This is a genomic window from Limnohabitans sp. (assembly GCF_030158565.1).
Lineage (GTDB): Bacteria > Pseudomonadota > Gammaproteobacteria > Burkholderiales > Burkholderiaceae_C > Limnohabitans_A.
Genome location: NZ_JAOASQ010000057.1, coordinates 63,347 through 84,669, shown reverse-complemented (window position 1 = coordinate 84,669; position 21,323 = coordinate 63,347). Strand labels below are relative to the sequence as shown.

At 57.5% G+C, this 21,323-nt stretch carries 18 protein-coding genes, 1 other RNA gene and 1 pseudogene; 10 read left to right on the top strand and 10 right to left on the bottom strand.

The window, feature by feature from the left end:
- Nucleotide 1 precedes the first annotated feature (1 nt).
- The 4 genes from Q1W40_RS12325 to trxA all read right to left on the bottom strand — a co-directional run bounded on the left by Q1W40_RS12325 (nucleotide 2) and on the right by trxA (nucleotide 4,004).
- Nucleotides 2–1,711 carry a hypothetical protein gene (locus tag Q1W40_RS12325; protein WP_300712456.1) on the bottom strand — a complete coding sequence of 570 codons (1,710 nt, stop codon included), beginning with the start codon at nucleotides 1,709–1,711 and terminating at the stop codon, nucleotides 2–4.
- A gap of 105 nt (nucleotides 1,712–1,816) precedes the next feature.
- Nucleotides 1,817–2,077 carry a type B 50S ribosomal protein L31 gene (locus Q1W40_RS12320; protein ID WP_300712453.1) on the bottom strand — a complete coding sequence of 87 codons (261 nt, stop codon included), beginning with the start codon at nucleotides 2,075–2,077 and terminating at the stop codon, nucleotides 1,817–1,819.
- An 85-nt stretch (nucleotides 2,078–2,162) separates the two neighbouring features.
- The gene (gene rho, locus Q1W40_RS12315; RefSeq protein ID WP_062405887.1) at nucleotides 2,163–3,425 is read right to left on the bottom strand and encodes a transcription termination factor Rho; all 1,263 of its coding nucleotides are present in this window, start codon (nucleotides 3,423–3,425) and stop codon (nucleotides 2,163–2,165) included.
- Between the two features lie 246 nt (nucleotides 3,426–3,671).
- The gene (trxA, locus tag Q1W40_RS12310) at nucleotides 3,672–4,004 is read right to left on the bottom strand and encodes a thioredoxin TrxA (RefSeq protein WP_108325119.1); all 333 of its coding nucleotides are present in this window, start codon (nucleotides 4,002–4,004) and stop codon (nucleotides 3,672–3,674) included.
- A 104-nt stretch (nucleotides 4,005–4,108) separates the two neighbouring features.
- Here trxA and Q1W40_RS12305 point away from each other — a divergent pair, with 104 nt between their 5' ends.
- Complete coding sequence (locus Q1W40_RS12305; RefSeq protein ID WP_300712446.1) at nucleotides 4,109–5,428, top strand: TIGR03862 family flavoprotein; 1,320 nt, start codon at nucleotides 4,109–4,111, stop codon at nucleotides 5,426–5,428.
- A 74-nt stretch (nucleotides 5,429–5,502) separates the two neighbouring features.
- Complete coding sequence (locus tag Q1W40_RS12300; RefSeq protein WP_300712443.1) at nucleotides 5,503–5,796, top strand: hypothetical protein; 294 nt, start codon at nucleotides 5,503–5,505, stop codon at nucleotides 5,794–5,796.
- 462 nt (nucleotides 5,797–6,258) lie between these two features.
- On the opposite strand, the pseudogene Q1W40_RS12295 reads toward Q1W40_RS12300, so the two are convergent.
- The 3 genes and pseudogenes from Q1W40_RS12295 to ffs form a co-directional block, all read right to left on the bottom strand.
- Nucleotides 6,259–6,902: pseudogene (locus tag Q1W40_RS12295) on the bottom strand (transposase); the annotation flags it as partial.
- Nucleotides 6,847–7,395: a hypothetical protein gene (locus Q1W40_RS12290; RefSeq protein ID WP_300712440.1), complete on the bottom strand. Its 549-nt coding sequence runs from the start codon at nucleotides 7,393–7,395 to the stop codon at nucleotides 6,847–6,849. The gene Q1W40_RS12290 and the pseudogene Q1W40_RS12295, both read right to left, overlap by 56 nt.
- A 108-nt stretch (nucleotides 7,396–7,503) precedes the next feature.
- An RNA gene (gene ffs / locus Q1W40_RS12285) (signal recognition particle sRNA small type) lies at nucleotides 7,504–7,600 on the bottom strand.
- A 131-nt stretch (nucleotides 7,601–7,731) separates the two neighbouring features.
- On the opposite strand from ffs, the gene dnaX reads away from it, so the two are divergent.
- The 4 genes from dnaX (at nucleotide 7,732) to Q1W40_RS12265 (ending at nucleotide 11,839) form a co-directional block, all read left to right on the top strand.
- Nucleotides 7,732–9,654: a DNA polymerase III subunit gamma/tau gene (gene dnaX, locus Q1W40_RS12280; protein ID WP_300712437.1), complete on the top strand. Its 1,923-nt coding sequence runs from the start codon at nucleotides 7,732–7,734 to the stop codon at nucleotides 9,652–9,654.
- Between the two features lie 39 nt (nucleotides 9,655–9,693).
- Nucleotides 9,694–10,017 (top strand): YbaB/EbfC family nucleoid-associated protein, encoded by a 324-nt coding sequence (locus Q1W40_RS12275; protein ID WP_300712434.1) that lies wholly within the window; start codon nucleotides 9,694–9,696, stop codon nucleotides 10,015–10,017.
- Between the two features lie 25 nt (nucleotides 10,018–10,042).
- Nucleotides 10,043–10,633, top strand: a complete 591-nt coding sequence (gene recR / locus Q1W40_RS12270; RefSeq protein ID WP_108325125.1) for a recombination mediator RecR — start codon at nucleotides 10,043–10,045, stop codon at nucleotides 10,631–10,633.
- Between the two features lie 198 nt (nucleotides 10,634–10,831).
- Complete coding sequence (locus Q1W40_RS12265) at nucleotides 10,832–11,839, top strand: ABC transporter substrate-binding protein (RefSeq protein ID WP_300712429.1); 1,008 nt, start codon at nucleotides 10,832–10,834, stop codon at nucleotides 11,837–11,839.
- 8 nt (nucleotides 11,840–11,847) lie between these two features.
- On the opposite strand, the gene Q1W40_RS12260 is transcribed toward Q1W40_RS12265, so the two are convergent.
- Together Q1W40_RS12260 and gloB are read right to left on the bottom strand one after the other, a co-directional pair.
- Nucleotides 11,848–13,371, bottom strand: coding sequence for a transglycosylase SLT domain-containing protein (locus Q1W40_RS12260; RefSeq protein ID WP_300712426.1), 1,524 nt, complete (start codon nucleotides 13,369–13,371; stop codon nucleotides 11,848–11,850).
- Nucleotides 13,368–14,141, bottom strand: coding sequence for a hydroxyacylglutathione hydrolase (gene gloB, locus Q1W40_RS12255; RefSeq protein ID WP_300712423.1), 774 nt, complete (start codon nucleotides 14,139–14,141; stop codon nucleotides 13,368–13,370). Before gloB ends, Q1W40_RS12260 begins: the two co-directional genes overlap by 4 nt.
- A gap of 76 nt (nucleotides 14,142–14,217) precedes the next feature.
- Here gloB and Q1W40_RS12250 point away from each other — a divergent pair, with 76 nt between their 5' ends.
- The 4 genes from Q1W40_RS12250 (at nucleotide 14,218) to Q1W40_RS12235 (ending at nucleotide 19,931) form a co-directional block, all read left to right on the top strand.
- Nucleotides 14,218–14,973, top strand: a complete 756-nt coding sequence (locus Q1W40_RS12250) for a methyltransferase domain-containing protein (RefSeq protein WP_300712420.1) — start codon at nucleotides 14,218–14,220, stop codon at nucleotides 14,971–14,973.
- Complete coding sequence (rnhA, locus tag Q1W40_RS12245; protein ID WP_300712417.1) at nucleotides 14,970–15,416, top strand: ribonuclease HI; 447 nt, start codon at nucleotides 14,970–14,972, stop codon at nucleotides 15,414–15,416. Before Q1W40_RS12250 ends, rnhA begins: the two co-directional genes overlap by 4 nt.
- 143 nt (nucleotides 15,417–15,559) lie before the next feature.
- Nucleotides 15,560–16,864, top strand: coding sequence for an efflux RND transporter periplasmic adaptor subunit (locus tag Q1W40_RS12240; RefSeq protein WP_300712414.1), 1,305 nt, complete (start codon nucleotides 15,560–15,562; stop codon nucleotides 16,862–16,864).
- The gene (locus Q1W40_RS12235; protein WP_300712411.1) at nucleotides 16,851–19,931 is read left to right on the top strand and encodes an efflux RND transporter permease subunit; all 3,081 of its coding nucleotides are present in this window, start codon (nucleotides 16,851–16,853) and stop codon (nucleotides 19,929–19,931) included. The genes Q1W40_RS12240 and Q1W40_RS12235 overlap by 14 nt, the downstream gene beginning before the upstream one ends.
- A gap of 72 nt (nucleotides 19,932–20,003) precedes the next feature.
- Here Q1W40_RS12235 and glp read toward each other — a convergent pair whose 3' ends face one another.
- Nucleotides 20,004–21,293, bottom strand: a complete 1,290-nt coding sequence (glp, locus tag Q1W40_RS12230) for a gephyrin-like molybdotransferase Glp (protein ID WP_300712408.1) — start codon at nucleotides 21,291–21,293, stop codon at nucleotides 20,004–20,006.
- Nucleotides 21,294–21,323 lie beyond the last annotated feature (30 nt).

The window sequence follows — 21,323 nt, the reverse complement described above, 5'->3', positions numbered from 1 at the left end:
CTCAAGGCAGCGGCCGTGTTGGGCGAAAAATGACCATGCCTTCTTCTTTGCTCTGGACGCGGCGTGCTTTGCCAGCTGGTGTCCAGCCAAGCATTTGAAGCTTGGTTGACAGCAAGGGCAGATTGGCACTGTCCACGATCAGCCAGCGGCATTCCGATTGGGGGGCTTGGGCTGGCATAAGTTTGACTTTGGCATGCCAATGAAAAGCCGTGCCTTGAGCCCTGGTGATCCCTGCATATTGCAGGCAGGCGATCGGGCCAGTGACGTCGGTGACTTTTTTGACCATCGGCGCATAGCTGCGCGAAAAATCAAGCATGGGCAACCACAGGCTCATGACCAGCAGCCAGCACAGTACAGCACCACTGGCGGGCAGAACCATGCTTTTCCAGATGGCTGTGCGGTGATGTCCAATGCGCCATTTGACCAAAGCCAACCATGCCACTGTGGCGCTCAGTGCCAGCGCCAAGGTGGGCCATGAAAACTCCGGCGTGAAGCCCGGTACCAGTCGGGCGACGTTAACGGCCGGCTGGGCTGGTATACCCGTTTGGATGGAGATCCAGACGACCCAGACGATCAGGGCACACACGCTGAAAAACAGGAGGGTAAACCAGTCGATCAATGCGCTCAGACTGCGACGCAAGGTGGGCAATGCAAATGCGGCCAAAGTGGCCACTGCAGGCAGTGAAACCAGTAAGGCCCGATCGGACAGGCCAGTGAACCATGTGGCGCCAATGGTGACGGCCGCAAACCAAATAGGCAAACCCAAATGCGGGTAGCGCCAGCCTTGTGAAAGCTGATTGCGCCAGCGCCACAGGGACCACAGCGCAAGTGGCCAAGCAGGCCAAGTGAACCACATGATCAGTTTGGCGAGAACATGGACGTCCACCATCTGATGCGCGACCACGCGCCAGCGCCAAAGGTCCAGCGCACCCGCCGTGGTGATGCACAGCAGACAAAGCAATGCCAATGTGCCCAAGTCGAGCATGCTGAGTTTGCGTTGCGTCGGATCTTGATGGGCGACGGCGCGAATCAGTGAACCGCCAACGCCCAGCCACAAGGCCAAGCTGGGCGCCCCAGACAGTGTCAGTCCCAACATGCCACCGGCGATGGCTATGCCGCTTGGGATGCGGTGTCGCGGTAACGTGGAGAGGCCGAAAAAAAGCAGTGAGGACAGACACAGCTGCGTTAGCGCCGGTGTCGTTTCGTGCGACAAACGTGCCAGCCCCAGGCAGGCCAACAGGGCTAATAAACCACCGTCAGCGAGTGCGCAAGCGTAGTCTTTGGGCTTGGCTTCTCCGCCAAAAGCAAAGGCGATGGGCTGTGCGGCAGGGTGACGTGCCAGCGCATAAACGGCATACCAAGTCGAGGTCAATGTGATCACCAGCATGGCCATGAACGGTATGCGAGCAAAAACATCTTCCCAGCCTGTGGGTGCCCAACGGATGGCGGCGGCACCCAGCCAATAGGGCAGCAAACTCAGGTTGTCGTCCACCTGTCCCAGCAAGGTGGGTCTGAGCCAACTGACCATTTCACCCAAAGCGGGTTGGGCCAGTTGGAGCATGTAGCCAAACGATTCGATGTCGTTGGATTTCCAGGGCGTACGTCCCCAAAAACCAGGCAGCACATAGGCTGCACAAAGCAAAATCAAAGCCAGGCGCGGCAGTCGGCGCACAGCATTTTGAGCAACGATGGCTGGGGTAGGGTGGTTCACAGAATCAGAAGATAGCAGGTCTGGAGGTTGTGAAAAGTGGTTTCCCAATGCAACAAGGGCAGGCCGGTTGCCCGGACTGCCCTTGTGGGGATTGCGACCAGCCGATTATTTGCCGCTGGAAATCTTGCCGAAACGGTTGCGGAATTTCTCCACACGGCCGCCCATGTTGTCGACCGACTTTTGTGTGCCGGTGTAGAAGGGGTGCGACTCGCTGGTCGTGTCCAGCTTGTACAGAGGCAACTCGCGACCGTCTTCCATGGTGATCATTTCTTTGGTGTTAGCGCATGAGCGGGTCACGAACTTGAAACCATTGGACATGTCCTGGAAGCAAATTTCACGGTAGTTGGGGTGAATGCCGTCTTTCATGGGGAAATCCTTTTATTTTCGCTACGGTAGCCACACTTCAGCCTATCTGAGTGCACTTTCCGCAAAACCTGTCGATTATAGAGCATCAACCGCCGCGTCGCATCATGTCGAAGAACTCGGAGTTGTTCTTGGTGGCTTTCATGCTCTTCAAGACCATCTCCATTGCTTCGATTTCGTCCATGTTGTACATGAATTGACGCAAGATGCGGGTTTTTTGCAGCACTTCGGGCTGGAGCAGCAACTCTTCGCGTCGGGTGCCGCTGCGGTTCAAGTTGATGGCCGGGAACACGCGTTTTTCGTACAGGCGGCGCTCCAGGTGAATTTCGCAGTTGCCGGTGCCCTTGAATTCTTCAAAGATCACTTCGTCCATGCGGCTGCCGGTGTCGACCAAGGCGGTGGCGATGATGGTCAGGCTGCCGCCTTCTTCCACATTGCGGGCCGCGCCAAAAAAACGCTTGGGGCGCTGCAGGGCGTTGGCGTCCACGCCGCCAGACAGCACTTTGCCCGAGGAAGGCACCACGTTGTTGTAGGCGCGGGCCAGGCGGGTGATCGAGTCCAGCAGGATCACCACGTCTTTTTTCAGCTCGACCAGGCGCTTGGCGCGCTCGATCACCATCTCGGCCACGTGCACGTGGCGCGAAGCGGGCTCGTCAAAGGTGGACGAAATGACTTCGCCGCGCACGCTGCGCTGCATTTCGGTCACTTCTTCCGGGCGCTCGTCGACCAGCAACACCATCAGGTGCACATCGGGGTAGTTGGCGGTGATGGCGTGGGCGATCTGCTGCATCATCACCGTTTTGCCCGACTTGGGCTGCGCCACGATCAGGGCGCGCTGGCCACGGCCGAGCGGGGCAATGATGTCGATCACGCGGGCGGTGATGTTTTCTTCGCCCTTGATGTCACGCTCCAGACGCATCTGCTCTTTGGGGAACAGGGGCGTCAGGTTTTCGAACATGACCTTGTGTTTGTTGTTCTCGGGCAGGTCGTCGTTGACCTTGTCGAGCTTGGTCAGGGCAAAGTAGCGCTCGCCATCTTTGGGGATGCGCACTTCACCTTCGATCATGTCGCCGGTGTGCAGGTTAAAGCGTCGCACCTGGCTGGGGCTGATGTAGATGTCGTCGGTGCTGGCCGTGTAGCTGGAGTCTGGGCTGCGCAAAAAGCCGAAACCGTCCGGCAAGATTTCGAGCACGCCATCGGCAAAGACCTGTTCGCCCGCTTTGGCGCGCTTTTTGATGATGGCAAACATCAGCTCCTGTTTGCGCATGCGGCCGGTGTTCTCGATTTCGAGCGTGTCGGCTTGCTTCAGGAGTTCGGACACATGAAGTGCCTTGAGTTCGTTCAAATGCATGGGAGTTGGCCTGTATATCAACGACCCGTTGTGGATCGTCATCAGTGAACCGAGTGGAGGTGTTCAGAACCGGGCGTCGCCCGAGGTCAGGGGCAGGATCGACCGGTGAGTAAGGCGAATTTCCCTGTTGGGGATGCCTTGCTGGAAATTATGACAGGTTTTTTGCAAGGCCAGAAAAAGAAAAACCGGGTACGAATGTCCCGGTTTTATCTGTTGGCCTGCGGTTCATGCCGCCGCTATGCGCCATCAGGCCAATTGCTGGTCGATGAAGGCTGTCAATTGAGATTTGCTCATGGCGCCGACTTTGGTGGCTGCCAGTTGACCGTCCTTGAAAATCATCAAGGTGGGAATGCCACGGATGCCGAACTTGGCTGGGATGTCGCGGTTCTCGTCCACGTTCATTTTGGCCACTTGCAGTTTGCCTTCGTAGGCACCAGCCACTTCGTCCAAGATCGGGGCGATCATTTTGCAGGGGCCGCACCATTCGGCCCAGAAGTCGACAACCACCGGTTGGCTCGACTGGAGGACGTCGGCGTCAAAACTGGTGTCGGTGATGTGTTTGATCAAATCGCTGGCCATGGCCTTTTCCTTGTGAACATTGAAGATGCGGCTAAAGTTACAGCTATTTTGACAGAATCCAGACATACGCATCTGTCACGCGTGTGTTGCCACCCTTTGTTTTGATGTCTTTGATCACCCCAACTCCCCCAGCCACCCCATCATCCGATCTTGTTGTGGATGTCGCCATCGTCGGAGGCGGGCCTGCGGGCCTGATGGCCGCCGATGTCTTGTCTCAGGCCGGGGTGCGCGTGCATCTGTTTGATGCCATGCCTTCGGTGGGACGCAAGTTTCTGCTGGCGGGGCGGGGCGGCTTGAATCTGACCCATTCTGAAGATGCGGCTTCATTTCGTCAGCGCTACGGCGATAAGGTCTGCGAAGTCGGGCGCTGGCTGGATGTGATGGATGCGCAAGGGGTCAGGGACTGGGCCCATGACTTGGGCGTAGAGACTTTTGTGGGGACATCTGGCCGTATTTTCCCGACTGAGATGAAAGCTGCACCGCTGCTGCGGGCCTGGCTGCACAGGTTGCGGCATCCGGCCTCGGGCGTGCCCGTCCAGTTTCATATGCGCCATCGGTGGCTGGGTTGGCAGGGCGATCGCTTGTTTTTCAAGTCTTCTGCAACATCGACCATGTTGGCCGTGAGCGCCCGTGCCACTGTGTTGGCATTGGGCGGTGCGAGTTGGCCACGCTTGGGCTCGGATGGCGCCTGGGTGCCTTTGTTGGGTGCTCAAGGCGTTGCCGTCAATGCCCTGAAGCCAGCCAATTGCGGCTTTGATGTCCTTGGACGGGGCGGCGCAGGTTGGAGTGATCACTTCCGGACCCGGTTTGCCGGGCACCCCATGAAGTCCGTGGCGATTTTTGTGCCGGTGGTGGGTGACGACAAGGCGCCAGCCCGGCTTTCCCGCAAAGGCGAGTTTGTGGTCACCGAGTCTGGCATCGAGGGCAGTTTGGTGTATGCCGCATCCGCTGGCTTGCGAGATGACCTCCAAGCCCACGGCCAGGCCGAGCTGGTGATGGACTTGCTGCCGGACAAGTCTATCGATCAGGTGTTGTCTGCAGTCAAATGGCCTCGCGGCAGTCGCAGTTTGTCCAGTCATCTCAAGAGCCGTTTGGGTCTGGATGGGGTCAAGATGGGGCTTTTGCATGAGCTTTGTCCTCCAGAGGACTTGAGCCAAGCCGAAAAACTGTCCCGTCACATCAAAGGATTGCGTGTGCCACTCAAGGCGGCTAGACCTGTGGACGAAGCGATCAGCACGGCAGGGGGCGTGGCATTCGAAGGGCTGACGGCAGACTTAATGCTCCAAAATTGTCCCCATGTCTATTGCGCAGGGGAGATGTTGGACTGGGAGGCCCCCACAGGCGGTTACTTGCTGACGGCCTGTCTGGCCAGTGGAAAACAGGCAGCGCACGGTGTTTTGGAAAATATTTTCAAAAAAACTTGAAATCGATGTATTCCTAATGGTCTTGTGCTGCGTTGTGGATGTGTGAGTAACTTCATCCAATGAACGAGGTCGACATGACTCCAGATGCATCCAAAGAATACCAGTGTGCCGTTGAAGAGGCGGCCAACGCCTTCATGAAAGTGATGGCCCTGCGAGGTTTCAATGTTCGGGATTACCCTCAAAATTTTGTGGCCCAAGTGGCCCAGCAAACCCGTTTGGCGTTTGAATCCAACCGAACAGGCGCACACGCCAATGCGGACGCGCTGGTCGCGGACTTGCTCCGCGCAGCGCCTCAGGCCCCCCGCTTGGTGAGCTCCAACAAGGTCAAAGCTTTGCCATTTCCTTCTTTGCGTCGCCGTATGGCTTGATCGGGGAAGACCCTCACCACTCGGTGGGGTATTTTGAATAGGCGCCCATGCGGCGCCTATTTCTTTTTCTGAGTCCTATCAAGTGCCTGGGGCAGGTTGGCGTGCCTTGTTGCGGGGCATTTGTTCTGTTGAATGACTCCAACGGGAATGCCCCAAGTTTTTGATGAAGCACACTTGATTTCCGTAATTTTGGTTTTTTGCGCACTTTCGGTGTGCGCAATTTGCCGAAAAAGACCTTTCACGGTGCAATGAATGGTCTGAGACCTTGGCATGTTTGTTGCGGTGCAGCAATGGATGCGATTTGCATTCCTTTGTCATCCACCTGGAGGTCTCATGAAAACTGTGTTTCAAAAATCATTGCTCGTGTGTTTGCTCGGCAGCGCGGGTTTGTCAGCCCAAGCGGAAGGCTTCAATTTCTATGCCCTGCTTGACGGCGGTATCCTGCATCGAACTTCAAGAGATGTCCGAGACGAAATCCATGCTCCAAACATCGTTGACCTTTTGCGCCAGTTGCAAGGGCACCCGCTCACACGGTGGGCGCTTGGCCTTCTTGCGCCTTCTCACGGCCAAGTTGGCATCTTTGTACAAGCGGTAGATCCGCTTGTGGTTGACGCCCGGAAACTCCGGGCGCAGCAGATCGTGGATACGGCGGTAGCCAAATCTGCGGCGTACGTGGGCAATGTCCACGATGCGTTCGCCCAGGGCCTGCGTCAGCGCATCACGCTTAGGCGGGTGGCGAAAGCTGTCACGGCTTAGCCCCACAAGGCAGCACGCATGGCGCTCAGACAGAAGATGGGTCTGGATCATCTGGGTGATGGCCTCGCGTTTGACCTGCGGGGCTAGCGCTTTACGCCGAAGACGCTTTTGAGGGCGTGGATGTCCAGATGCGCCTCGGCCAGCAGTTTCTTGAGCTTGTTGTTCTCCGCTTCCAGGTCGCGCAGCTTGGCCGCATCGGAGGCCTCCATGCCGCCAAAGCGCGAGCGCCATTTGTAAAAGGTCGGCTGGCTAAAGCCGCCAGAGCGGCAAATGTCCTTGATGGCCATGCCCGCTTCAGCTTGCTTGAGGAATCCGATGATCTGTTCGTCGGTAAATCGTGTGGTCTTCATATCCGCCATTCTCCAAAATTAGCGGACTCAGTTCCATCGGTTTGGTATGGCTCAATGGGGGCAGGTCAAATGAGCGAAATTCATTCCCCAAGCTTCGAGTCACTTGGTTCAATGGTGGGTTGTGTGTGTACTGCTCAAAGAGCTTCACTGCACGATTGCAGGCAGCAATTGAATCTGCAGTTCTACGGCTTGCTTTAACCCAGAGGTCGTACACATCACGAAGCAACACAAGTTTTACTGTATTGGGCGTTGCTCTTTGATGGTGCTTGACGTCTGTCGCTATGTCTATTCTTTTCGGATGGCGTAATTCGCCCCAAAGAATCTCAGCTCGTTTGATCATCCCCAAGCGTATGGCTTCACGATGGCTACAACGGCCAAGAGAACTGACTACTTTGCCGCTTTTGTAGCGGTCTAAGAGAGGGTGGTGAAGAGGAAGAACGACTCGGAGGTAGTAAGCGCCCCCACGTTCGAAAAGACCGGTTAACTGTGCCATGTGACCTTCCTGTTAGATACAAGGTGACACAGTTGAGTGATACAAATGAACAGAGTTCAGGTCCGAATTCACGGTAACCTGTTGATCTAATTCACTTTAACGCAAGAAGTTGACGAGCCTTGACCCCGGCACTGGCTCCACAGTTAGGGCTGCTTGGTTCCCCACCTGACCCGGTTGGCCGCTTCACCATGCGGGAAGGCCCGTCGCCTTTAATTGTAGGCGAGCTTAGGAGGCTTTCTGTGCCTGGCCATACTTTTTCCCTTTTTATGCGCAGGACTTGGGGCTTTGATGGCTGCATTTCCCGGAATGGCTTTGCGGCCCGATAGAATCAGAAGCATGTCTTACCTTGTTCTCGCGCGCAAATACCGCCCTCGCAATTTCACCGAAATGGTGGGGCAGGAGCACGTGGTTCAGGCCTTGACCAATGCCTTGGTGCAACAGCGTTTGCACCATGCGTATTTGTTCACGGGCACGCGGGGCGTGGGCAAGACCACGGTGTCCCGGATCTTGGCCAAATCGCTCAATTGCCAAGGTGCAGACGGGCAAGGCGGCATCACCGCTGAGCCGTGTGGCGTTTGCCAGGCTTGCCGTGACATCGATGCCGGTCGTTTTGTCGATTACACCGAGCTGGATGCCGCGTCCAATCGCGGCGTTGACGAGGTGCAAAGCCTGCTGGAGCAAGCGGTTTACAAGCCTGTGCAGGGGCGTTTCAAGGTCTTCATGATCGACGAAGTGCACATGCTCACCAACACCGCTTTCAATGCGATGTTGAAGACGCTGGAAGAGCCCCCTGAATATCTGAAATTTGTCTTGGCAACGACCGATCCGCAAAAGGTGCCCGTCACGGTGCTCTCGCGTTGCCTGCAGTTCAATCTGCGTCCGATGGCGCCAGAGACCGTTTTTGAACACCTGACACGCGTGCTGGCCACCGAACAATTGAGTGCTGAACCGCAAGCACTTCGCTTGTTGTCTCGGGCCGCACGGGGTTCGATGCGTGATGCCTTGAGCTTGACCGATCAGGCCATCGCTTTCGGCAACGGCCAACTGCAAGAAGCGGGCGTGCGTCAAATGCTGGGCAGTGTGGACCGCACCCATGTGTTGCAGCTCATCGGTGCTTTGGCCGAAGGCGATGGTGCGACCGTGGTCGGGCAGGTCAATGCTTTGCGTCTGCAAGGTGTATCTGCTGCGGCCACGCTGGAAGACATGGCGATGCTGTTGCAACGCATGGCCGTGATGCAGATGGTGCCAGGCATGGCGCAAGACGGCGATGATCCCGATACCCAGGGTTTGGCCGATTTGGCCCACGCCATGCCCGCAGAGGAAACACAGCTGCTTTACAGCTTGTGCCTGCATGGGCGTCCCGAGTTGGGTTTGGCGCCTGATGAGTATGCTGCTTTGACCATGGTTTTGCTGCGCTTGTTGGCGTTCAAACCAACAGCAGGATCGGCTGAAAAAAAAAGTCCGCGAATCAGCCGTAGCCCAGTAACTGAAGTCCCGGCCACACCTGCGCAGCCATCTTTAGCGCCTTCGCCTGCGGTGGTCGCGCCCAGGCCAGCACCAGCCCCGCAGTCTCCACCAGCTCCACCATCCGCGTCACAAGCAGCGTCACAAGCAGCGTCACAAGCAGCGATTGCGCCCAGTGCTGCGCCTTCGGCAGCGCCTCCAATGGCGCCGGTGTCTGAGCCGCCACCTTGGGAGGATCTGCCTGACGCCTCCGATTATTTCGGCGACGATGCCGCAGATGCGTTTGTGGCGTCCTTGCCTCCGTCTGTGCCAGTCGAGTCGGGTTTGCGTTCTTTGCCTGTGCGTGAAGCCTCTGACTCTGTGCGTGTGGATGTGCCCAAGACTGCGCCCACCACACCCTTGCAGACCACCGCAGAAGGCGATGTCTGGTTTGGCGTGGTGCAGGGCTTGTTGGCGCAAGAAGCCATCACAGCACTGGTGCGCGAATTGGCTTTGCAGTCGCAACTGGTGGCGCGTGATGTTGACCAGTGGATGCTGCGCATTGAGCGTGAATCCTTGAACCACCCGGCCAGCCGTGAACGCTTGCAAATGGCTTTGGCCGCAGCAGGGCATGGTCAAGTGCGCTTGCAAATCGAGCTCGGTCCTGTGCTCGACTGTCCAGCCAAGCGCTTGGCTGTCGCTGCTGCCGCCAAGATGGTGGCCGCTCAGGAATTGATTGAAAACGATCCGCTGGTGCAGACCATGGTGCGGGATTTCGGCGCGCGCATTGTGCCCGGCAGCTTGCAGGTGATCTGACCTCTTCTCACTGAAACAACTGAAATTGAAGGAAATTCCATGTTCAACAAAGGACAACTCGCTGGCTTGATGAAACAAGCGCAAGCCATGCAAGACAACTTGAAAAAAGCCCAAGATGAATTGGCCAATGTGGAAGTCGAAGGCCAGTCCGGTTCGGGCATGGTCAAGGTCTTGATGACCTGCAAGCACAATGTGCGCCGCGTGACCATTGACCCGAGTCTGCTGGCCGATGACAAGGACATGCTGGAAGACTTGGTGGCCGCTGCATTCAACGATGCGGTGCGTCACGCCGAAGAAGTGTCCCAGCAAAAAATGGGCAAGCTGACGGCTGGATTGCCACCGGGCATGAAACTGCCTTTCTGACCGTTCATCGAAAGCGCTGCTGTTCATGGCTGATACCCACGCACTCGCCACTTTGGTTCAAGCCCTCAAGGGCTTGCCGGGTGTGGGCATCAAATCCGCACAGCGCATGGCATTTCAATTGCTGCAAAACGACAGGGCTACAGCGCGTCAATTGGCAGTCGCTTTGCAAAATGCAGTGGACAACGTCCGGCACTGTGCGTGTTGCCACACTTTCACCGAAGCAGAGCTTTGCGACACGTGCCAGGATGCGACGCGCGAGCGCAGTCAGTTGTGTGTGATCGAAACGCCTGCAGACCAGTCTGCGATCGAGCGAACGGACACATACCGCGGTTTGTATTTTGTGTTGATGGGCAAACTCAGTCCCCTCGATGGGATTGGTCCACACGATATTGGTTTGGCCAAACTCAAAAAAAGAGTGGGTGATGGTCTGGTGCGGGAAGTGATTTTGGCCACCAATTTCACGGCCGAAGGTGAGGCGACGGCACATGTCATCTCAGAGATGATTCGCCAGCAGGGCATCAAGGTGACCCGGCTCGCACGTGGCGTGCCTGCGGGCAGTGAACTGGAATATGTCGATTTGGGCACCATCGCGCATGCACTGGTCGACAGGCGCTGAGTTGGCAACCACGTGAATGGTGCCAGGCGCTCGGCAAACGACCCTTTCCAATACTTGCAATCCATTACGTGAAAACCCGCTCAGGATTGATCCTGATGCGAACTTATATCTGCGCATTTAAGCTCTGAACATCGAATCATCGGTCGTTTCAATGGGAGTGCAAATTTGTCGCGGTTGATCCGTCCACGACGTTTATTCATGCTGGCATCCTTGGGGTCGCTGGCCAGTGGCGCGTTGTCAGCAGCGGAGGCCCCACGCGCCAACTTGCGGGTCAAAATCTCATTGGCAGCAAGGCAAAGCCTCTACCATTTGCCTTTGACGCTGGCCGAGCAACTCGGGTATTTTCGGCAAGCGGGCTTGGTCGTGGAGTGGGTCTCTCAAGAGGGGGGCGGCAAAGCCTTGGGCAGCGTCATCAACGGCCAAGCCGATGTTGTAGCCGGCGCGTTTGAGCATTTGTTTGGCCTTCAGCAAAAAGGACTGGGTTACCAAGGGTTTGTGCAGTTGGGGCGCGCGCCTCAGATTGCGCTGGGTGTGTCCATTCGCAAAGGCGCCGCCATGCGGTCGGTGATGGAACTCAAGGGGGCCCGCATTGGCGTTTCTGCCCTCGACTCGTCTACCCACTGGATGTCTTGCCAATGGTTGTTGCAGCACGGCTTGCTGCCCGAAGATGTGACTTTCGTGGAAGTCGGGACTTCCGCCAGCGTTTCAGAGGCCTTGCGCAACGGCACGATTGATGCCTTGTGCAACCCCGATCCTATGATGCATGGCCTTGAGCAAAAAAACGAAATCCGCATATTGGGGGATGCTCGGTCCATGACTTCAACGCGCAAGGTGATGACGAGGGATGTGCCTGGCGCATGCTTGTTCACACGGACTGAATTTTTGCAACGCCAGCCAGAAGTGGCTCAGGCCTTGAGCGATGCGGTGATCCACGCACTCAAATGGCTTCAGACGGCTGGCTTGACGGACATTTTGAAACATGTTCCTCCAGCGTACTGGATGGGTGACCGAGCGCTGTACTTGGGTGCTTTTGAGAAGCTGCGCGAATCGTACGCCATGGATGGTTTGTTCGACGCCGAGCCTGTACTCAACGCGTGGCAGGCCCATGCCCGTTTAACGGGCTATGGTCCGATGAGTCGGCAATCACTTGAGCGTCTTTACACCAACAATTTTGCAGGCAAATCAAAACTCCGATTTGCCGTTTGAGCTTTGCTTCAGCGTTTGGCGAGCTTGGGTGCGGGTCGACGTGCCACGGGCGCAGACCCTGTTCTCTTGTGCGTTGCGGCTTTGGCGCTCAGCCGTGGTGATTGGGATGTGGGCACCAAAACCGCCAAACTTTGGCCGGCGTTCAAATGGGCATTGGGTTTGAGCTTGTTCCAAGTGGCCATGCTTGCTGCGCTCACACCATGTCGGGCTGCCAGGCTGGCCAGTGAGTCGCCTTTGCGGGCGCTGACCATGATGCGGCGCAAGACAATTTCTGGTGCGAAGGCCAACTGGGCGTTGTCGGCTGTGTGTTCGGTCACATCGTTGTCCAGTTGTCCTTTGCGGTGGACCAGCAAGGTCGATCCAGCTTTGACCATCATGTTGGGCGGAATGCCATTGGCGGAGCGAAGCAGATCTGTGGGCATGTTCACCAAGTTTGCCGCTTCGTCCGCCTTCATCGTGCGGGGTGCTTGCCAAGCGGTCCAAGTGGCCAATCGTTGGTTGGCATGGTTTTGCAAGTTGATTTCAAAGCTTGTGGCGTTGTCCCAAGGCAGCAAGACCTGGGGTGTCCCTGCAGCAAGTATCACAGGGCGGTTCATCGAAGGATTCAATGTTTTGAAGTCCTCAACACTGATGCCCGCCAGTCGTGCTGCGACGGTCACGTCAATGTCGCGGTCGATTTGCACGCTCTTGAAGAAGGGGTGATTCTGGATCAATGGCAATTGGGTGTTGAACGCTTCAGGTTGCGCCACGATGTTTTTGACGGCTTGCAACTTGGGGACGTAATAGCGCGTCTCGTTGGGCATGTTCAAGTCGCTGTAGGTGAGGGGCTTGCCTTGCGCTTTGTTGCGAGCCAAAGCACGACCGACACTGCCCTCGCCCCAGTTGTAGGCAGCCAGAGCGAGGTGCCAGTCGCCAAACATGCCGTAGAGTTTTTGCAGGTAATCCAGTGCGGCCCGAGTAGATTCAAGCACGTCACGGCGTTCGTCGCGAAAGAGATTTTGTTTCAAGTCGAAATACTTGCCAGTGGCCGGCATGAATTGCCACATGCCCGCGGCTTTGGCTGAAGACACAGCGTTCGGGTTGAAGGCCGATTCGATGAACGGCAGCAAAGCGAGCTCTGTGGGCATATTGCGGCGCTCAAGCTCTTCAACAATGTGAAAGAGGTATGGCCGTGAACGTTCGGTCATGCGCAAGATGTAGTCTGGCCGACTGGCGTACCACTGCTCTCGATTGCGCACGAACTCATCGTCGAGGTCTGGCATGGCAAAGCCTCGGCGAATGCGCTCCCAGATGTCTGTCACGGGGGTCAGGCCCAGGTTGGCTCGGGGCTTGAGTGAGACAGAGGTGTCATTGCTGGTGACCTGCACGGTCTGGGCGGGCTTGGGCTTGACCACGGGAGCCTGCACGGGCGCTGGTGGCGATTCAGCGTTTGGCGCAGTACTTGCGCAACCGGTGAGAAACAGGCAAAAACCTGCTGTCACCGCCAAAACGGCAGGACGGCTTGAAAACCACATCTGAAAAATCAGGTTCATTTGAATTCGTTTTTCCATGCACGCAATGCGGCAAAGGTGGAGACATCGTCCACAGCCCATGCTTGGCGTTGCTGAACTGCGGCAGCCACGGCACGGCTGCGGCTTCGCAAAAAAGGATTGATTGCCAACTCGGTAGACAGGCTCACGGGTAAAGTGGGCAGGCCTTCTTGGCGCATCTGTGTGCAGGCATCAAAGTAAGTCTGCAGTGCCGCATTATCAGGGTCAACCGCCAATGCGAATTTCAAGTTGGACAAGGTGTATTCGTGCGCCGGACAGACAAGTGTGTTGCCGGGTAAACCTGCCAAGCGGTCAAGAGACTTGAGCATCTGTGCAGGCGTGCCTTCAAACAAGCGACCACAGCCACCGGAGAACAAGGTGTCACCGCAAAACAGCAGGGGCGCTTGGTTTGCCTGTTGGGTCCAAAAAGCGATATGCCCTGCCGTATGGCCGGGGACATCGATCACTTGCAGACGAAGGCCATGCCAGTCAATTTCATCCCCATCTTGAACACCATGGACTGGCCGTGGCATGATTTCCATGGCGGGTCCATGCACTTGAGCTTGTGTTTTTTCTGTCAGCTCGATCAGCCCTGACGTGTGATCGGCATGGTGATGCGTGACTAGAATGGTGTCCAGTTTGATCCCGGGATTTTCTGCCAGCCAAGTCAACACCACGGCACTGTCGCCGGGGTCGACCACCAGGGCATGATGGTCATCGTGCAACAACCAAATGTAGTTGTCTGTGAATGCGGGCAAAGGGATGAGTTTCATGGAGTCCCCGATTATAGAAAGTAAGTATTCAGCCTCGTCTTGGCTGGGCCATTTGGGTCAGCCCGTGGCTGGACGCTTGCTGGCTTGGGAACAGACCCAAGCCGACGAACTGCTGTCCGATGTCTTTGGGTACCACGCCTTGCAATTGGGCTGGCCAGATTTGCACAGTTTACGAAGCAACCGCATGCCGCACCGTTGGTTGGCACAGACTGAATTTGAAGCCGAGTCCTCAGTCAATACAAACACAAGCGGGGCCGATGCACCGATGCACCCGCATGTGGGTTTTGACAGCCGGGCATGGCCTTGGTCTGCCGATAGCCTGGATTTGGTCGTTTTGCCGCATGCGCTGGAAAGATCGGCCGATCCGCACGCTTGTTTGCGCGAAGTAGAGCGGGTCCTGATCCCGGAGGGCCAAGTCCTCATTACTGGTTTGAACCCCGTGAGCTTTTGGGGGTGGCAATATGAGCGAGCGCAGCGTAAAACGGGTGACCTGGGCAGTTTTGAGTCGCATCTGATTGGCTACCGGCGTTTAAGGGATTGGCTGCGTTTGCTTGGATTTGAAGTTCAGGTCAGCCGCTTCATGGGTTGGCCACCGGCTTTGGCCAGTGAACGCTGGATGCGGCGACTCGACCGGTTGGATGCATTAGGGCCGCGGTGGTGGCCGATTTTGGGTGGTGTTTATTTGATTGTGGCCACCAAGCGGGTGTCCGGTAGCCGTTGGCTCGACGGTCGTCGCTGGCGCACTGTACGATCGCCCGCTGCAACTGCTGTGCCCTTGGCCAGATCAGACTCTCCTATCAGCGGCCGGACGGCCTCGAAAGATATCTCTTGAATCACGTTGTTATCCATACCGATGGGGCTTGCAAGGGCAACCCTGGTCCTGGAGGCTGGGGCGTTCGCCTGCAATCTGGCCAGCATGTCCACGAACTCTTTGGCGGCGAATTGGGTACCACCAATAACCGCATGGAACTCACGGCCGTGATTGAAGGTCTCAAAGCGCTCAAGCGGCCTTGCCAAGTCACGCTTTATTTGGACAGCGAATACGTTCGCAAAGGCATCACCGAGTGGATCCACGGCTGGAAAGCCAAAGGCTGGCGTACCGCATCCAAGCAACCGGTCAAAAACGTCGAGTTGTGGCAAGCGTTGGACCATGTGGTGTCCAGTGCGGGACATCGAATTGAGTGGCGCTGGGTCAAAGGCCATGCGGGAGACCCCGGTAATGAAAGGGCCGACGCATTGGCCAATAAAGGGGTGGACAAGGTTCTCCAACGCTGAACTCTTGGCGTGTAAACCTCATGTAAAGACCTGAAAACACAGGTGTTTGGCTGCCAAGCCTGTCGTTTTCCCTCGCGGGAATCGGGCACAAGACTGTTACATTCGGAAACTGTTTGCGTCTTCAATGTAGCGGGATTTCTGCAATGGCTTATCAAAAGAAGTACGTGCTGATCGCAGTGATCGGTGTGTGTGTGGCGTCTGGTGTGGCTTGGTGGGCACAGCGCCCTTCTTCGGGTGATCAGCCGCCCAGTGCGGCGACAGCGCCAGCTGCAGCCAGGGCCCCAGCGGTGGAGGTCGCCAAAGTCACATCGATCACTTTGGTCGATGAAGCCCAGTCGGTGGGCAGTTTGCGGTCCCGCCAAGGCGTCATGCTCCGCCCGGAAGTGGCAGGGCGTGTGGCCAAAATCCTGTTCAACGATGGCCAGCGCGTGAGCAAAGGGCAGCTGCTGGTGCAACTGGATGATCAGCTGCAGGCCGCTCAGCTCTCGCAAGCTAAAGCCGAAATGTCGATTGCTGCCGCCAACCACAAGCGCAACCAAGAGTTGGTGGCTCAAAATTTCATCAGCAAACGTTCGCTCGATGAAAGTGCGGCCGCTTTGGAGGTCGCCCAGGCCAAATTGGATTTGGCGCAGGCGACCTTGCAGCGCCTGAAGATCATCGCTCCATTCAATGGCGTCACGGGTCTGCGCCAAATCAACGTGGGCGATTACCTCAAGGATGGCGCCGATGTGGTCAACATCGAAGACATCGATGCTGTGCTGGTGGACTTTCGGTTGCCTGAGCGTTTTCAGGCCAAAGTACGCGCAGGTCAGAGCGCACAGCTGACCTTGGATGCTTTGCCCGGGCGCTCATTTGCCGCTGTGGTGCAGGCTGTCGATCCATTGATTGATGCCAATGGACGTTCGGTGGGTGTGCGTGGCTGCATTGACAATCGCCAGCAGCAGTTGCGCCCTGGCATGTTTGCACGCGTCAATGCCGTGTTTGGTTCTCGACCCTCGGCCTTGGTCATTCCTGAAGAAGCCATCGTGCCGCAGGGCGGGCGCACTTTCGTGGTCAAGGTCATTCCCGGTGACAAACCCGAGACATTGATATCTCAGCGTGTGCCTGTCAAAGTGGGTTTGCGCCAACCTGGCAAAGTGGAAATTCTGGAAGGGCTGGAACTCGATGACACCGTGGTGGTCGCCGGTCATCAACGCTTGCAAAAAGACGGTACGCCCGTGCGCGTGGTGGACATGTCTCGTCCAGCCAGTGGCAAGCCTGTGGCAGGTGCTGCTGCCACCGCTTCAACGCCTGCAGTCGCAGCAGTCCCGCCTGCGCCTTCAGCGGGTTTGTCCCCAGCCGGTGTGGTGAACAACACGGGCAATCCGAATGTGGCCCGTGCAGCACCAGCGGCCAAGCCGCTGAGTGGCCCCAACCCTTGCTTGCGAGGTGCAGATGCAACTCGCTGAGACATCCATCCGCAGGCCCGTTCTGGCCGTCGTCATGTCGCTGCTGATCTTGCTGATCGGCGCGGTCAGTTTTGACCGTTTGTCGGTGCGTGAATATCCCAAGATCGATGAGCCGACGGTCACTGTGAGTGTCAAATACCCAGGCGCCTCGGCCGAGGTGATTGAGACGCAAGTGTCCAAACCCCTCGAAGACTCGATTGCTGGGATTGACGCTGTGGATGTGATCACGTCCATCAGCCGTGCCGAGCAGTCGCAGATCACGGTCCGTTTTCGACTCGAAAAAGACGCTGACACGGCTGCCGCCGAAGTGCGTGACCGCACTTCACGCGTGCGCAACCGCTTGCCTCAAGCCATCGAAGAGCCGGTGATTGCCAAGGTCGAGGCCGATGCTTTCCCGGTGATTTGGCTCGCGTTTTCGAGCGACACGCTCAACCCCTTGCAGATCAACGACATGATCAACCGGGTGGTCAAACCCCGGTTGCAAACCGTCACGGGTGTGGCCGATGTGCGCATCTACGGTGAACGCAAATACGCCATGCGGGTCTGGTTGGAGCCCGAACGTCTGGCAGGCTACAAACTCACACCACAAGATGTGGAAGATGCGATCCGACGCAGCAATCTGGAGTTGCCCGCAGGACGCATTGAGTCAAGCAACCGCGAGTTCACGGTGACCTCGCAAACCGACCTCACGCGTCCGGCTCAGTTTGCCGACATCGTGCTCAAAACGGTCAATGGTTTTCCCGTCAAAATCAGGGATGTCGCCAAAGTGGAAGAGGCTGCAGCCGATGAACGCAGCGCAGTTCGTTTGGCCGGTCGCCATGCTGTAGCTGCAGGTGTGATTCGTCAGGCCACGGCCAATCCTCTGGAGTTGTCCAAAGGCGTGCGCGACATGATGCCGCGTTTGGAAGCTGACTTGCCCCCTGGCATCACCATCACGGTGGCCAACGACAACTCGGTGTTCATTGACCGCTCCATCAAGAGTGTGTTCAAGACCATCGTGGAAGCCGTGGTTTTGGTGGCCCTGGTGATCTTTGTTTTCTTGCGTACCGTTCGCGCATCGATCATCCCGATCATCACCATCCCGGTCAGCTTGATTGGCACCTTTGCCATGATGGCTTTGGCGGGTTTCACCATCAACACCTTGACACTGCTGGCGCTGGTGCTGGCGATTGGTCTGGTGGTGGATGATGCGATCGTGGTTCTGGAGAACATTTACCGTCACATTGAGGAAGGCTTGGACCCATTTTCGGCTGCCATCAAGGGCTCCCGTGAAATTGGCTTTGCGGTGGTCGCGATGACCATGACCTTGGCTGCGGTGTTCGCGCCTTTGGCCTTTACGCCCGGTCGTACAGGCAAACTTTTCACGGAGTTTGCGCTGGCCTTGGCCGGCTCTGTGATCGTCTCTGGCTTTGTGGCCTTGACGCTGTCACCCATGATGAGTTCTAAGTTGCTCAAGCACAACCCCAACCCGGGCTGGTTTGACCGCACGATGGAGCGCTTGTTGACGGCTTTGTCAGATGCTTATGAGCGCTTGTTGAGCTGGGTCTTGCGCAAAGCGCGTTGGCTGGTGCTGTTGATCATGGTGGGCAGTGGCGTGGCAATTGCGCTGGTTTATCCCAGCATGAAGCAAGAGTTGGCCCCGATGGAAGATCGCGGCACTTTGTTGGCCACCGTCACAGCGCCAGATGGCTCGACCCTGGATTACACCGACCGATATGCCAAAGTGTTGGAGCGCATGGGCGAGGCCTACCCTGAATTTGACCGCATTTTTGCCAACATTGGTAACCCCACAGTGGCCCAAGGATCGGTCATTTACCGTGCTGTTGATTGGGAAAAACGCCAGCGCACCACACTGGAAATTGCCCGTGAGTTGGGCCCGAAATTCAATGGTTTGCCCGGTGTGAACGCGTTTGCCATCACCCCGCCATCGTTGGGGCAAGGCTTTCGTGAGCGCCCCGTCAATTTTGTGATCCAAACTTCGGACAGTTACCAGAACTTGAATGCGGTGACGCGCGAAATTCTGGATGAAATTGCCAAGAACCCCGGCATCGTTGCGCCCGATGTTGATTTGCGCTTGAACAAGCCTGAATTGCGCATCGAAGTCGACCGCGCCAAAGCGGCCGAATTGGGGGTCGGTGTGGATGCTGTGGCCAAAGCATTGGAGACCATGCTGGGCGGGCGCGTGGTCACCCGTTATAAGCGGGATGCCGAGCAGTACGATGTGATCGTGCAAACACAGGCCTCTGGCCGCAACACGCCAGACGATGTGGAAAGCATTTACATCCGGGGACGTAACGACGCGATGATTCCGTTGTCAGCCCTCGTGAAAATCCGTGAAAGTGTTTCTCCCCGTGAGTTGAACCACTTTGGTCAGCGCCGATCGGTGTCGATCACCGCCAACTTGTCGCCGGACTATTCATTGGGTGAGGCCCTCCAGTTCCTCGATGCCACCGCAGCCAAGGTGCTCAAGCCGGGATACACCACCGAGCTCAATGGCACCTCGCGCGAATTTCGCAATTCCCAAGGTGCCTTGGTGATCGTTTTTGTGTTGGCGCTGTTCTTCATCTTTTTGGTGCTGGCCGCGCAGTTTGAGAGCTTCATCGACCCTTTCATCATCATGTTGTCGGTGCCGCTGTCCATGATCGGTGCTTTACTGGCACTCAAATGGACGGGGGGCTCACTGAATGTGTACTCACAGATTGGCTTGATCACCTTGGTCGGTTTGATCACCAAGCACGGCATTTTGATTGTCGAGTTCACCAACCAATTGCGTGAACAAGGCGTGGAGACCATGCAGGCCTTGGTCAAAGCCAGTGGCCAACGTCTGCGTCCGATCCTGATGACCACGGGTGCCATGGTGTTGGGTGCTGTGCCCCTGGCCTTGGCCAAAGGGGCTGGCGCTGAAAGCCGCACGCAAATCGGCTGGGTCATTGTGGGCGGCATGAGTTTGGGCACATTGCTGACCATCTTTGTGGTGCCCACCATGTACTCGCTGTTGGCCCGCAAGAGCGTGCCTGGCCCGAACAAGGCGCTTGCGCTGGAGGAGCCTGCGACAGGCGCGCATTGAGCCGTTCCGATGGAGGTTTCAAATCCAAAGGGGCTGAAGAAATTCAGCCCCTTTTTTGTGGCGCTGCGGTCGTCAGAGGTGTCCGTCAAACATCATGACGTCCACCGCATCGCCCACGGCCACATTGCCTTGGGCATGGCCCAGCACGATCAGGCCGTTGGCCTGCACCATGGAGCTGAGCACGCCTGAGCCTTGGTTGCCGGTGATGCTGACTTGCAACTCGCCTGTCGCGTTGGTGCTGACGATGCCGCGCTGGTATTCGGTGCGGCCGGGTTTCTTGCGCAGGGCTTCTGTGCTTTTGGCTTTGAGCAAGGGCAGCGGCGGCGCTTGCCAGCCCATGAGTTGCTGCAGGGCAGGGCGCACAAAGGCGGCAAACGTGACCATGACAGCCACCGGGTTGCCGGGTAAGCCAAACAGTACGGCCGAGCGCTCACCGTGCGTGATCCGGCCCACCGCCATGGGGCGGCCGGGGCGCATGGCGATGCGCCAAAACGCCACATCGCCCAGTTTTTTCATCATGGCCTTGGTGTGGTCTGCCTCGCCCACGCTGACACCGCCGCTGGTGATGACCGCATCGGCTTGCGCTGCGGCATCTCTGAAAGCCTGTTCCAGCGCGGCAGGCTCGTCGCGCACCACGCCCATGTCGATCAACTCGCAGCCGAGTGCTTGCACCAGGCCCGCCACGGTGTAGCGGTTGCTGTCGTACACCGCGCCTTCGCGGGGGGCTTCACCCAGACTCAAAATCTCGTCGCCGGTTGAAAAATAGGCCACTTTGGGCCTGCGCCACACCGTGACGGTGGGCATGCCCAGGCTGGCCAGCAGGCCGCAGGCGGCGGGAGTCAATTTCGCCCCGGCCGACAAGGCGGCTTGGCCCGCCATCAGGTCTTCGCCCAGCAAACGGCGGTTGTCGCCGGGTTGCAGCAGGCCTGGCGCAATCTGCACCGTGTCGCCCTCGGTTCTCACCAACTCTTGCGGGGCCACGGTGTCCAGTCCGGCGGGCATGATGGCGCCGGTCATGATGCGCACGCATTCACCGGCACCCACGTTGCCTTGCCAAGCGGCACCAGCGAAGGCGGTACCCACGACCTTGAAGGGCGTGACTTGTCCGGCTTGTAGTTCAGCCCCCCGCAGGGCGTAGCCGTCCATGGCCGAGTTGTCGTGCGGCGGCACGCTGATGGGCGAGACCACGTCACGGGCCAGTATGCGGCCGTGCGCCTGCATCAGCGGCACGGTTTCTTGTTCGCGCACCGGCTGCACCAGTTGGGCCAAAAACGCATTGACCTGGCTGGCCGACAAGGCCTGCGGGTCGTAGCCTTGCAGGCGCTCGGCGATCTGATCAAGGGACAGGGCAGGGGTGGTCATGGCAATAACAATGGCGATGGGGCACGGCGC